Genomic DNA, 12954 nt, shown 5'->3' on the forward strand with positions numbered 1-12954 from the left:
ACCACAGGAGATCACATTGAACATCATCCTCATCACCGGCGCCTCGTCTGGCTACGGGCTTGAAACGGCCCGCCATTTTCATGCCAGGGGCTGGACTGTCATCGCCACCATGCGGACCCCGCGCGAAGGCCTGCTGCCCGAAGGCGTGCAGGTTCTGCCGCTGGATGTCACCGATCCGGCCAGCATCGGCGCGGCCATCGAAGCCGCCGGTCCGATCGATGTGCTGGTGAACAACGCGGGCATCGGCCTTGTCGGTGCCTTCGAGGCTGCGCCGATGGACTACGTCCGCAAGATTTTCGAGACCAACACATTCGGCACCATGGCGATGGTTCAGGCGGTGATCCCTCAGATGCGGGCGCGGCGATCGGGCGTGATCGTCAACGTCACCTCCAGCGTGACGCTGGCGCCAATGCCATTGGCCGCCGCCTATACCGCCAGCAAGCAGGCGGTCGAGGGGTTTTCCGGCTCGCTGGCGCATGAGATGGCGGCCTTCGGTGTGCAGGTGAAACTGGTCGAACCCGGTTATGCCCCGACCACGCGCTTCGCGCAGAACATCGACTTTTCTATCGAGGAGATGATCCCAGAACCCTATGCCGACTTCGCCCGCCCGATCTTTGCAGCCTTCGCCAATCCGCAGCTGACGACAAAGGAAAGCGACGTGGCCGAGGCGGTCTGGTTGGCGGCGCACGACGCCTCGGACCGGCTGCACTATCCGGCAGGGCCAGACGCCGTCGCGCTTGCCAAGTCAGGGTGAATCGGCAGTTCAGAACCACCGAAGTTAGCCGCGGCAGCGCGATGAGTCGCTTCGGACGCCACTGCGACAGCTTCCAGCGGCTGCTTTGGGGCAACCAAATTTTAAGTGTTTGCCGTGATCGGAAGGCAGCTATGGGTGGTCCGGCACAAACAGCGGCATGATTGCCTTGAGTGGCCGCCTGCTCCTCGCTACCACGCCGGACCGATACGATCCCAAATTTGCCAGTCTTTGCCGATTGTCGCGCTCGGATAGGGCTGTCATTCTGGCTTTGCCAGAGCGATATCTGAGCGGTGGCTGGCCTTTGCGGAAAGATCATATGACCGAGCTGTGGAAACTGACTGCAAGCGAACTGGTGCCTCTCATTGCCGAGCGGCAGATTTCCGTAAAGGAGATGATTGCTTCGGTAGTGCAGCGAATCGATGCCGTGAACCCAGCCCTGAACAGCATTGTGCAGCGGATGGATGAGCAAGCTCTTGCAGCGGCGGAAGCTGCGGACATGGGTCTGGCCCGTGGTGAGGTTCCGGGACCGCTGACCGGCGTTGCGGTGACGATCAAAGTGAATGTCGACCAGACTGGCTTTGCCACCACGAACGGTCTGCGCACCCAAGCCGGGTTGGTGGCGGAGGTCGACAGCCCTGTGGTGGCCAATTTGCGCAAAGCGGGTGCGATTGTCGTGGGTCGTACGAACACCCCCGCATTTTCGCTGCGATGGTTCACCCGTAACAGCCTGCACGGCGCGACGACAAATCCGCGCGACCAGACATTGACGCCCGGTGGGTCGTCCGGCGGGGCCGGGGCTGCCGTCGCGTCGGGCATGGGAGCGATCGGCCATGGCACCGACATTGCGGGGTCGATCCGATACCCGGCCTATGCCTGCGGCGTGCACGGGCTGCGCCCGTCGCTGGGGCGTGTTCCCGGCTTCAACGCGACCGTAGGAGATCGGCTGGTCGGCGGACAGTTGATGGCGGTGTCTGGACCGATGGCTCGATCCATCCCCGATCTCCGACTTGCATTGGCTGCAATGGCCGCACGGGACATGCGAGACCCGTGGTGGCAGGCGATGCCGCTGCGCGGCGCCGATGTGCCGCGCAGGGTTGCCTATGTCGAGGCGCCCGACGGCATGCAGGTGGCCCAACCGGTCCGCGATGCGCTTCGTGCCGCAGCAGCCAAGCTGAGCGCCGCGGGCTATCAGGTAGAAGAGGTGCTCCCGCCGCCCTTTCGCGAGGCGCGTGACATGCAGTTGCGCCTGTGGATGGCCGAGTTCAGACAGGACGGCACAGCGGCGTTGCGCGCCGAAAACGATCCGGACGCGAACTTCGTCTATGCACAGATGACCCGCCATTGCCCCGAGATTGATCTGCCCGGCATGATGATGACACTGAAGGCGCGCGCGCGCCTCACCCGGCTTTGGCGGACCTTTCTGGCGGAATGGCCGCTGGTCCTGTGCCCCGTTTCGGGCGAGTTGCCGTTCCTCAATCAAGAGGATGTCGCCTCGCCCGCCGCGTTCGATGCGGTGCTGGAAGCCCAGCTTACCATGATCGCCATCCCATGCATGGGCTTGCCGGGCCTGACCGTGGCCACCGGCTCCGTTGGGCCAAACCCGATCGGGGTGCAGCTTGTGGCCGATCAGTTTCGCGAAGACCTGTTGCTGGCGGCTGGCGAGGTGCTGGCTCCCGAACCCGTTGGATTGGCGATGGCGTAGCGAAAGCGAAGCGTGCACCGATGCGCCCGTCTAGGCGAAAACTTTGGTCCCGGTGTGCAAATAGCTTGTCCCGGATCGATCACTTTGTATGGCCTATGGCTGCAGAAATTTTTAGCGATGTATCGACCCCGCGGAATCTGCACAGGTAAGCCGCTAGTGCGCATGCCTCAGCGGGGGATTTCATGTGCAGCGCCTGATGTGGGCGTCGGTGGTTTTAGAAGCTGATCCACTCGCCGATGGCGCGTGCGGCTTGCTGGATGCTGTCGAAGCGTTGGCGATGGCTGCACTGGTCCTTGAGCGTCTGGAGCACGCGTTCGACCATACCGTTATCCGGCATGATGCGTTTGGTGCTCCTGCCTTCGGATCTGTTATCGTGAAGGCATCCGGGGTTTGGGGCATCGGGAGCACGTGAGTACGGGCAGGCCGAGCTACAACAGTGGGCCGAGAGCACGGATCTGTAAATGCCGCGTGCCTGCCTGCTCCCTCCTTCCCAACAAGAGAAGGTCGCAATGCGCATCATAGGGATGAAGATCCATTGCGCCTTTGACGAAGCGGTAGCCCTGGAAGACGGGGCCATCCGGCGATTGGGACACGTCGACATGACCAAGAAGAAGCTGGCCGCTTTCGCTTCTAACCTGCGACCGACTAGGTGGTCGTCGAGGCAACCGGCAATGCGGCGGCTGTCGTCGAGATACTCGCTCCGAAGGTGCCTCGAGTGGCGGTGGCGAGCCCGCTGCAAGTTCACCTCATCGCTCGGGCAAAGACGAAGACCGACAAGATCAATGCTCGTGTCCTGGCGCAGCTCTCTGCCTCCGGGTTCCTGCCCGAGGTCTGGATCCCGGAGGCGGGTAGGCGCGCGAGCTTAGGCACCCTTCGCCCCGACCGTATCACAGTTCCAAGCCTGTGAGCTTCTGGGAAAACTTGTTCATCCGCGAGACAGAGATCGTGATCGGCGGCTTCAAAGCGTCGAGATTAACCTCGGCCTCGGCGACGACTTCCGGTTGCGCAGCTGTCTCAGGCATTTCGGTATCCACCGCCGCAATGTCGGCTTCCGGCAAGATCTCCTCTCGCGCCAGGATCTCGGCCGCCAGTTTTGGCTCGGCCGCAACCGGTGCTGCCGCCTTCACCTTTTCCGGCCGCACGAAATCCACCACCATCCGGTCCGCCAGACGGCGCTCCAGAGCCTCCATGCGTTCGGTCAGGATTTGCACGGCAGCAACTTCCGCAAGCGGATAGGGCAGGTCGCCTTTCTGGGCCTCGAAGAGCTTCCGGAAGGTCGGGTCCTGGAAATACACGATGCGGTGAACCAGCAGCGGGTTCTGGCGTTCGGGAATGAGGATCGCCTGATCCGGGCTCAGCCGCCGCACCTCATCGGGCGTCAGAAGTGGTCGCTCCTCCATCCGCCGACTGACCGAGCGGCGCTGCATGAAATCCCTGTCCCTCGAGACGCTGTCGGAAACCGATAGCTTTGTCGTCTTGCCCAAGGCGTCCGAAATCTCCCCCGCCGTCTTCTTGTCGTTGGCCGCCAGGTAGAGCTTCATGCCAGCGGCGGACTCGAGCGACAGCCTGACATTCTCGCCATAGATGTTGTCGAGACCAGGGATCGACTGGGTGATGATCGAGACCCGCGCGCCATGGCCAGCCAGTTGCTTCAGGGCCTGCTCGACGATTGGCATCGGGCCGAGTTGGTCGAATTCGTCGAGCATGACCATGACGGGCCAAGGCTCGGATTTCGGGTCGGGGAGGGTCGAGCGCATAGTCGCGATCAGCTCACCAAAGAACAGCCGCACCAAAGGCGACAGGGTGCGAATGTCATCGGCGTTGACGACGACATAGATTGACATCGGGCGCTTGCGGAGATCCGCGAAGGAGAAGTCGTTGCCAGAGGTCGCGCGATCCACCGCCGGGTTGTTCCAAAGCGTCATGCCCGCTCCGCCCAAGACCGAGGCATGCGAGGACAGCGTGCGGTCGGAATAGCCCGCGAATTTGCGGAAGGTCTGGGCGGCATTGGGGTGTCTCACCTCTTCAGCATGCTCCCCATAAACCTCCTGCGTGGCACCCCGACCAAAGAGGATGCGACTGATCTCGCCGATGGTGGGCTTGGCACGCTCAATGGCAAGGAGGCCCGCCGCGACGAAAAGCTCGCGCCCCTCTGTCAGGAAGTCCCCGGCGGTGCCCTTGTCGGAAACTGTCAGGAAATAGTCCGAGATCTTGGCCAGTTCGGTATAGCGCTGCTCGGGGTTTTCAATGCGGGCCACGCGCTCAAGCGGGTTGTAGCGATGGGTCGGATGTTCGAAATCAAAAGGCGAGAAGCGATAGACCGCATCGCCTTCGGCCTGCCGGTGCCGGGATGTCGCTTCGAAGATCTCGCCCTTCACGTCAAGGACGACGATGCTGCCGTTGAAGAGGAGGGTGTTCGGGATAACGTAACCCACGCCCTTGCCGGCACGTGTTGGCGCTACGACAAGGCAATGCGGGAATTTCTGGAAGGTGGCGCTGACGTAAGGCGCGGTCTTCGAAGGTGCCCCCAGCTTGCCGAACACCATTCCCGCGCCCAAAGGCTGCAAAAGCCCATTTGCCTTCATCTCAGGCTTCGCCTGGAACTTGGCCTGTCCGTATTCAGTGAGCTGCTGGCGGAAGGTGAGGGCGACAGCCGCAATCGTGAACAGCACAGTCGATCCGCCGACGATCTGCCACGGCAAGAGCCATGGCACGGAAGTCAGTCGGGCAAAGCCGGGAAACTCGGCGAGCAGGACAAAGATGCCGGTTGCGTTCGGATCGCGGCCAAGGATCAGGTTCAGAACCAGGCCCCCAACGATGAGGCCGACCAGCAAACCGGACGTAAGGCCAAGCGGAAGCAGCAAGGTAATGCGTTGCATGATCAAAACTCCCGGTCGCGGTCATGGGCATGTGCCCGCGTGTGTTCCGGCGGTCTTAGGGTGGCTTCCGTCACCATTCGGCGTTCGGCAGCTTCGACCTCTTGCGCGCTGAGACCAAGCGAGGGATGCTCTTTCGCCGCAGAGACGATAGCGGTCGCCATTGCCTGCCGGGTGGCGGGGTCGGGCGCATCCTTGGCCAGTGCCTCGGTACGGCCCGCTGCGATATCCTTCAGAACCGACGCACCATAGCGTTCCTTCATTTCCTCTGCAAAATCCCGCGCCTGATCTTCGGTGCGAAAGCTGACTGACCCTTGGCTGGCATGGACCGAGGCCAATTGGCCCAAAGCCTTGACCAGCGGATCAGGGCCGCGGACCACGTCAATCGTGCGCGCGGACTGGATCAGCTCGGCGGCACGTTCGTAGAAACGGTCCACCCGTTCGGCCGCAGACCTGCGCCCCTGCGCGCTGCCGAGATCAAAGCCATGGCGCTTGGCGACGTCGGAAATATCGGATTTCACCCAGGATTCTTCCTCGCGGGAATTCGCGGCACCGGTTTCCAGACGTCTTTGCAGCTTTTCAGGGTCGATGCCTGCCAAGCGCGCATTGAGGCTCAGATCGGCCGAGAGGTTCTTCGCACTGCCGTTTTGGAACGCGGTCTCATCGCCACCGACCACCAGCGCAGTCGCACCGATGGAGGTGCTGTAAAGCGTTGATCGGGCTGGGGATTCGCGCTCCACCTGTTGCCGATCCAGTCCGAAGGCTGCCGCAGCCTCCTTGGCGATACCCTGCATTTCGGATCGCAGGTCGTCTTGTCGGTCCGACGGCAATCTGTCGATCTGGGCAGTTGATTGTGCCACCCAAGCCGAGATTGCCCGCGCCGGATCGGCGGCAAAATCGCTACGTTGCTGCTCTGCCTCGGCATATTCCGCCAGGACCGGACTTTGCGCCAGATGCTTGGCCAAGGCTTCACTGAGTGGCCCTTCATCGGGAAACTTCGCCAGAACCTCAGCGCCACCATCGCGACCATAGGAGGTGACGGCCAGAAGCTCGTCGGGCAGAAAGCCAGTTGAGCCTTCACCATCGACATAGCGACCCGTGCCAAACGTGGCCTGAGCGCCGGGGATATGCTCGGCCACCACACTGCGAAACTCTGGGTTAGCGACGAGCCGCTCGGCCAGATCGCGGGTGTTTTCACTGTCCCGACCAAGAGTCAGCACAAGTTGCGCATCATCGCCCGCATAGATCGCGGTCTCGGGGCGGGCGAACTCGGGCTGTGGCCGATGCTCAAGCACAAGCCCTTCCGGCCCGCGGTCGGGTTCTTCTGTCAACGCGCGGTCCATCTCGGCCGCACGCTTCACCGCCAGCTCGAGCCCTTCCTCGTCGCCTTCATAAAAGTCATAGGCATGGCGCAGGGCCTCGCGGGAATTCGGGAAGGTGCGTTCGGAGAAGGTGACCTCGGTCTCTCCTCCCGGCAGATTAGCCTCGAAGCCCGCATGCACGCCCCGATCAGTTGCCACCGCCACCGACCGCAGTTCCACATTTGCATCGGTCGTGACCCAGTCACCCGCGGCGGTGATAGGTGGTTTCTCTGCAAGGGCGTCTTGGTCAGCTGCAACTTCGCGATCCGCGATTTTCTCCTGAGTTTGCACTGCGTCGCGCAATATTGGCCCAGGAGCGACCGCGTCGCTGTGATCTGCCCAAAGCGATGCTGCCTTTTCGGGTTCACGACGGGCAAAGGCTTCCAGATCGTCCTTCAGCCCGGCATCGAGCCGCTCAGTTACAGCAGGGCCGTCCTTGCCCCATTCAACCTTGCCCAACCGTTCCGTCAGCGAGGCTTCCGTCGCCTTCAGAAAGCCTGCACGAAACGCCGCATCCGGAGCATGTGAATTCGGCAGCGATTTGAAATACCGCGTCTCGCCGGTCTCATGCGCCCCATGAATTTCCGTGCTGGCCATTATCCGGGCGGTATTACCATCGATATGCGCCACTGAGGGCCGCTCGGCCGGATCGGCGCGGAAGAAGGCTTCACCCGCCTGGCGCGGATCGTCATATTCCTGCGCCGCTCCCGAAAAGGTCAGGCGCACCGAGAAATATTCCTTGGGGCGTTCGGCGATAGGGCGATCCGCATCGCTCCGCTCTGTTTCCGGGCGCGCCACGCCTGCATTGATGTCGTTTTCCATGGGGTACCTTGGGGGGCAAAGAGCCGGAAATGGGGAAGGGAAGGGCGGGTGCTGAGGTGCGTCAGTCGTCGAGGCCCGGGAAATACATCTCCATGATCCCGCGCTGGTCGCCGATGCGGCCCATCTGCAGGATCACGTCGATCGAGGTCTGGAGATATCGGATGACCTCGCCAAAACTGAGCTTGGTGCCTTGCGCCATCACGAGAAGCGCGAGGCGATCCATCGCCTTGCGGGCAGAATGGGCGTGCAGCGTGGTGAAGGAGCCCGAATGCCCGGTGTTGATCGCATCCAGAAACGTGGCGGCCTCGGCCCCGCGCAATTCGCCCAGGATGATCCGGTCGGGTCGCAAGCGCAGCGTCGCCTGCAAGAGCTTGTCGGCGGATCGGGGCGACCCCTCGTCGCGCTGTGCGATCAGGCTCACGGTGTTGGGCTGGCCGGGCAGAAGTTCGAGGGAATCCTCAATGGTGACGATCCGCTCATCGGACGCCACCATTTCCAACAGCTTGCGACCAAGCTCGGTCTTGCCGGTCGAGGTGCCACCCGAGACGATGACGTTCAGGCGCTCGGACACCAGCTTGCCCAGAAACACCTCGACGTCTGCCCCTTCCGATCCGGCGCGGATCTCGGCCACCAGGGCGCGGCGCTCCTCTTCCAGGGATCTTTCCTGCCCACGCAGAAAGCTGAAGGACCTTGCGCTGCGCCGCACATCCCCCTGGCGGGACCGAAACACTCGTATGCCGATCACCGTGCCACCCGAGACGGCGGGGGAGCCTACGACCTGACAGCGCAACATGAGATCGCGGTAGCGCACCGCGGCTGAGACCAGGGGTGCTGCTTCCGTGAAGGTGTTCGACGTCGAATTGGCGATCTGGGAGGCGAGATCGCGCACCGCCCGCGCTGGCAGGGCGGCGAGATCACTTGGGGTCATGTGGATCTGCCCGGAGCGTTCCAGCCAGATCGAGCCATCAGCATTGATCGCCAGTTCCATGACGGCCGGATCCGACAGACCCGCATCCAGCTGCCCGAGATAGGTGTCGAGATAGCTCATCAGTAAAACGCGATGTCGGCATCGACGCGGATCATCACCACTGCGCCCTGGTTGACGCTGATTGTCGGCGGGATGCTGAGATAATCGGCCATCACTGTGTTGACCGCCTCGCCCAGATCCGTGCCGACGCTTTCCGCCGTGTCGGACGCGACCTGGTTGTCCTGGTATTTCGCGGCGGCGATGGCGGGCACAGCACCAATCACAGAAATCAGGGTGGCGGTGCCAAAGCGTTTCAGGAAGTGATTGCGCACTTTGCCGGGCAGGCCCGAGCGGCCGATGCGGTCCGTGCCATAGGCGGCAAGGCTGACCGACTGGCCATCGGTCGTCACCACCCGGTCCCAGGCGATCAGCACCCGGCGCTGGCCTGCAGATACATCCGAGTCGTAGCGGCCAAAGAGGCGCGAGCCGCGTGGGATCACAACCCGGCTCATGTCGAATGACCAGACATCATGGCTGACGATGGCCGCGACATTGCCCGCAAGATCCGTGCTAAGCGCGGTTTCGAGCGCGGCCTCGATCAGCGTGCCCTGCATGACGGTGTTCGCGGGATCGGCGATCACCTCGGCCTGCCTGACCTCTGCGGCTTTGGCCCCCGCACGGCGGAAGGCGTCATCGCCAGTTCCGGCATGAGTTGGTGGGGCCGATGGCACAGCAGCGCCGATCTCGCTGCCCATATCGCCACTGGAGCGCAGGGCCACCATATCGGAATGGATCTGTGAATTCTTCAGTGCTTCGGCCTCCTGGCGCCGTCTGGCCAATTCCTCTTCCCGGGCGCGCGCCGCCTCAGCCTCACCATCTCCGGCGATCAGGGCTTTGGTATCGAGTTCGGTTTGCAACCGGATATTCTCGCGCTCCAGTTCAGCGCGCGCCGCCTCGCGGTCCTTGGCCTCGGTGCCCAAGGCATCGACCTGCGCTTTCAGCGCCAGAAGGGCCGCTTCATCAGCCACCGTGACCGGGTTGGCCTTCAGGTCTGCGATCTGGGCATTGAGCGTGTCCACCTCGGCCTGAAGGCGGTCTTCCTCAGAACGATCCGGGGCGGCAGGCGCAATTTGCGGCTTGGCCTTGGTGATGTTGAAGCCATCCGTGTCTGTGCCATCACCTTGGAAATCACTGACCGAGGCGGTTTCAATGGCGGGTGCGGAGGCTGGGGCTTCGGGGGCGGCGAGCACCAGCCAGGCGCCGACGCCAACCCCAGCAACAGCCGTAACGGCGGAGAGCGCGTAAGGGTTGATGCCACGCCGACGTTTGGGCGGCTCGGGGGGCCGCATGCGTTCCATCCGGGCGGTGAGTTTTTCGGCTTGGGACTCGTCGGTCATTGGCCCACCCCCGCATCCGCCGTGACGCAGACATAATCCTCGCCGTAGCGCAGCACCCAGCGTTCCGAGCGGGTGCTGACGGTGATCATGGTGCTGCGCACGGCGGAATTGACCGAGTATTCCTGTCCCTTGGCATCAGCCCGGAAGATGGTGGGCATCGGTGCGCCGGGCGGAATGACGAAGGTGGTCTTGCGCCCATCATCAGAAATCGAGATCGGTGCAAAGGCGGGCAGCTTCTGGCCCTTCTTCATCACCTTGTAGGTCATCGGTACAGCGGTCGGCATCTCTGCAGCGATCGCTGAATTGCGCCCCGCTCCCGGCACGGTGAACTTCACTGAATAGTTCGGGCTGCCCTTGCTGCTCTCAGACACCTGCAGAAAGTAGATGTTGCGCTGCGTCTCGACGGTCAGGTTGGTCGTGGCCCCGGCCACCACTGGTTTGATGATGAAAAGGTTCGCCCGCTCCAGCTTGTCGATCTTGAAGCTTTCGAGATCGCCGATAGCGATGGACTGGATCTTCTCACCCTCACCCAACTCGATCAGCGTGACGTTTCTGAGCTGGGTGGTGATGCGGTACACCTGACCTTGCTGATAGGTGGCATAGGTCACGCGCGCATCGCGGCTTCCCGGCTTGGGCGCGGTTTCGGCAAAGGCTGGCAGGCCGGCGAGGCCCGCCATCAGTCCGAGGGAAATGGGGTTCAATCGGGGGATCATGTCAGTCTTCCTGCGGATCGAGTGTTTCGGCGGTGACGCGGTAATCGGTCACCAGAAACCCGGTCGGATTCTGCCAGACGAGATCGAGTGCGGTCTGTTTTGACGGCTCGAAACGATAGGTGACGGTCGCGTTAAACTTGCCCGTCCGGTCGGGAACACCTTCGCCGTCCGAGACCCAGGTCTTGGTGAAGCGCACCTGCGCCGTCGTGTCGGTCACTGGCGTGATCGAGAGCACGTCAATGACGACCTTGGAACTTTGGCCATAGAGCTTTGGTGGATAGTTGGCATTGCCCTCCGTCCAGAGGCTGACCAGGCCTTGGCGTGCATTGCCTTCGGACCAGGTGTAGGCGCGCAGGATGCGCGGCTCGTTGTCATGCTCGTCATAAGTTTCGCGGTCGGTGACATAGGCGAAGAGGAGGCTTTGCCGGACTGCCTCGGCTTGTTCGATCCCGGCCTTTTCTACCTCGACCACGCGTTCCGCCACGCCTGTGTCTTTATCCACGATGGCCAGAAAGGCTTCAGTCTGCTTCAAGGGCAGCATCACGGTGACGGCGATCATGCCCATGAGGCCGATGGCCAGCCCGCCGCCCGCCACCGCATAGGCAATGCGCTCGCGCTTTTTCACGCCGTAAAACATCTCGGCTTCGAGAAAACTTCTCCATTCAGGGGGCGAACCTGTCATTGTCTTGCTCCAAAAGGGGGATAGGCGCAGTGGCTGAGCGGGCGAGGGCGTCAGCTGTCGCGGATAAATTGGCCGATGCGCTGTCTTGCCGCCTGTCCGCGCTCAGCATCGGACCGCGCCTGATCACGCAAATGGTGATGCTCGGTCTTGCCGTGCATGAAGCCAGAGCGGAATTCGTTCATCCGCCGCGCGGTATAGTCGGTGGTCTTCTCCAGCGGTTTGCCCGCAATGCGCAGGGCCTGCGGCGCGAAACTGGCAAGGCTGATCTGGCCGGTAATGTGGGTAACCGCGTTCGGGATTGCCATCAGGGCGAAGATGCCGACAAAGACGATGACGAAGAAGCCAAGGATGGAGCCGAGGTCGGTCACATCTTTTGTCTCGCGAAAGACGTCATGAGCAACGGTGACGACCGCCACGATCACCCCGGCTGAAGCGACCGGATACATGAGGTAGCCGATCATGGCTGAGAGCCAGGCTTCAAAGATGCCTTTGGTCTTCTCGAAGATCGTGGCGCCGATGGCAATTGGAGCAACCCCGAGAAGGAAGGCGATCATCAGCTTCGAGAAGCCGACGATGAAGACATAGACCGCCATCAAGACGCCGAGGACGACGTAGAGAACGGCTGCCACAAAGCCGCGCATAATCGACGACATCGCCGACGACACGGAATCCACGTTCCCAGCCATCATATTGGCCATGTCATCCATGGCGGCTGTGGCAGAGGCTCCAACCCCACCGCCACCCAAACGAAAATATTCCAAGGCAAGGGCGCTGAGCCCGTTGCTGGCGGCATCGTAGATCTGCGTGAAGTTCGACCAGGTCAGGCCAAACATCAGGACCATGGCGATGCGGAACGACAGTTGCACGGCGTCGCGCATGGAAATCCGGTAGACATTCAAGGCCGCGTTGATCCCGACCATGACGAGCAGGAGAGCGAGCAGGGTCGTGTAAATCGGGCCGACCGCACCAGCTGTCGCCTCGAAATACTGTCGCCCCGCTGAGGTGATCGCGGCATCCAGCGTCGTCAGAATGGTCGAGACGCTGTCCATCAAAAGCTGCCGCCACACATGGTTTCTGCGACAGCCGTAAGCGCTGCGGCCTCCTCAGCAATCGCCTCCGTCTGCTGCCAGCTGAGCTTTTCAACGCCGTACTGTTCACGAAGTGCGGCCGCGACGACTTCAACATCTTCCCAATTTGCCACTTTGCCTGCGCAGCCGCAGTTCTGCGTTTCGATCACGTTTCGCACGCGGACCAGGCCGTAGATGTCGCGCAGGGCCCGCGCCTCAGGGCCAGATCGCGCCAACGCGTAGCTCGCGGGCCAGGAGGACTCACAGTTTCGGAATTCTTCGTTCACCGCTCCAGGGATCAGTTGGACATTTTCGGGCACCTCGACCTTCGGCAATACGTCGAGAAAGGCTTCTTCCTGAACTGCATCTGGCGGGGCAAGGGTTTCCGCCCCAAGTGCGGTTGAGAAGACCCCGATCAGTACAAGGGCCCCGCCAACGATTTGCGCTTTGACATGTTTGGCCATGGTCATTCTCCCCCAAGGACCTTGATGAACTTCTGCTCTTCGGCGGCTGTGGCGGCATCCATCACGCCCGCTTCGCCCATGCCCATGAGTTGGGCAGATTCCATGTTCCACATATTGGCCATGGCAATGGACAGCTCCGCCGTCACCCG

At 62.1% G+C, this 12954-nt stretch carries 11 protein-coding genes and 1 pseudogene; 4 read left to right on the top strand and 8 right to left on the bottom strand.

Annotated elements, in window-relative coordinates:
• The 4 genes and pseudogenes from BMX43_RS17560 to BMX43_RS20285 form a co-directional block, all read left to right on the top strand.
• A partial coding sequence (locus tag BMX43_RS17560; protein WP_245749528.1) for an SDR family oxidoreductase occupies positions 1-754 on the top strand: 754 nt, incomplete at its 5' end.
• 316 nt (positions 755-1070) lie between these two features.
• Complete coding sequence (locus BMX43_RS17565) at positions 1071-2456, top strand: amidase (RefSeq protein ID WP_091303465.1); 1386 nt, start codon at positions 1071-1073, stop codon at positions 2454-2456.
• A 184-nt stretch (positions 2457-2640) separates the two neighbouring features.
• Positions 2641-2868 (top strand): hypothetical protein, encoded by a 228-nt coding sequence (locus tag BMX43_RS19905; protein ID WP_175482168.1) that lies wholly within the window; start codon positions 2641-2643, stop codon positions 2866-2868.
• A 97-nt stretch (positions 2869-2965) separates the two neighbouring features.
• Positions 2966-3300: pseudogene (locus BMX43_RS20285) on the top strand (IS110 family transposase); the annotation flags it as partial.
• A gap of 43 nt (positions 3301-3343) precedes the next feature.
• Here BMX43_RS20285 and BMX43_RS17580 read toward each other — a convergent pair.
• From BMX43_RS17580 to BMX43_RS17615, 8 genes are all read right to left on the bottom strand, one after another.
• Complete coding sequence (locus tag BMX43_RS17580; protein WP_091303466.1) at positions 3344-5335, bottom strand: type IV secretory system conjugative DNA transfer family protein; 1992 nt, start codon at positions 5333-5335, stop codon at positions 3344-3346.
• A gap of 2 nt (positions 5336-5337) precedes the next feature.
• Entirely contained in the window at positions 5338-7515 is a 2178-nt protein-coding gene (locus BMX43_RS17585) for a hypothetical protein (protein ID WP_091303467.1), read from the bottom strand.
• A gap of 61 nt (positions 7516-7576) precedes the next feature.
• Complete coding sequence (locus BMX43_RS17590) at positions 7577-8563, bottom strand: ATPase, T2SS/T4P/T4SS family (protein ID WP_091303468.1); 987 nt, start codon at positions 8561-8563, stop codon at positions 7577-7579.
• On the bottom strand, positions 8563-9879 hold the full coding sequence (locus BMX43_RS17595; RefSeq protein WP_091303469.1) for a TraB/TrbI/VirB10 family type IV secretion system protein: 1317 nt from the start codon (positions 9877-9879) through the stop codon (positions 8563-8565). The genes BMX43_RS17590 and BMX43_RS17595 overlap by 1 nt, the downstream gene beginning before the upstream one ends.
• Positions 9876-10592 (bottom strand): TrbG/VirB9 family P-type conjugative transfer protein, encoded by a 717-nt coding sequence (locus BMX43_RS17600; RefSeq protein ID WP_091303470.1) that lies wholly within the window; start codon positions 10590-10592, stop codon positions 9876-9878. Before BMX43_RS17600 ends, BMX43_RS17595 begins: the two co-directional genes overlap by 4 nt.
• A gap of 1 nt (position 10593) precedes the next feature.
• Complete coding sequence (locus BMX43_RS17605; RefSeq protein WP_091303471.1) at positions 10594-11274, bottom strand: VirB8 family type IV secretion system protein; 681 nt, start codon at positions 11272-11274, stop codon at positions 10594-10596.
• Positions 11275-11324: 50 nt separating this feature from the next.
• Entirely contained in the window at positions 11325-12323 is a 999-nt protein-coding gene (locus tag BMX43_RS17610; RefSeq protein ID WP_091303472.1) for a TrbL/VirB6 family protein, read from the bottom strand.
• Positions 12323-12805, bottom strand: a complete 483-nt coding sequence (locus tag BMX43_RS17615) for a hypothetical protein (protein WP_139201612.1) — start codon at positions 12803-12805, stop codon at positions 12323-12325. The genes BMX43_RS17610 and BMX43_RS17615 overlap by 1 nt, the downstream gene beginning before the upstream one ends.
• Between the last annotated feature and the right edge of the window lie 149 nt (positions 12806-12954).

The sequence above is a fragment of the Gemmobacter aquatilis genome (assembly GCF_900110025.1).
Classification (GTDB): Bacteria; Pseudomonadota; Alphaproteobacteria; order Rhodobacterales; family Rhodobacteraceae; genus Gemmobacter; species Gemmobacter aquatilis.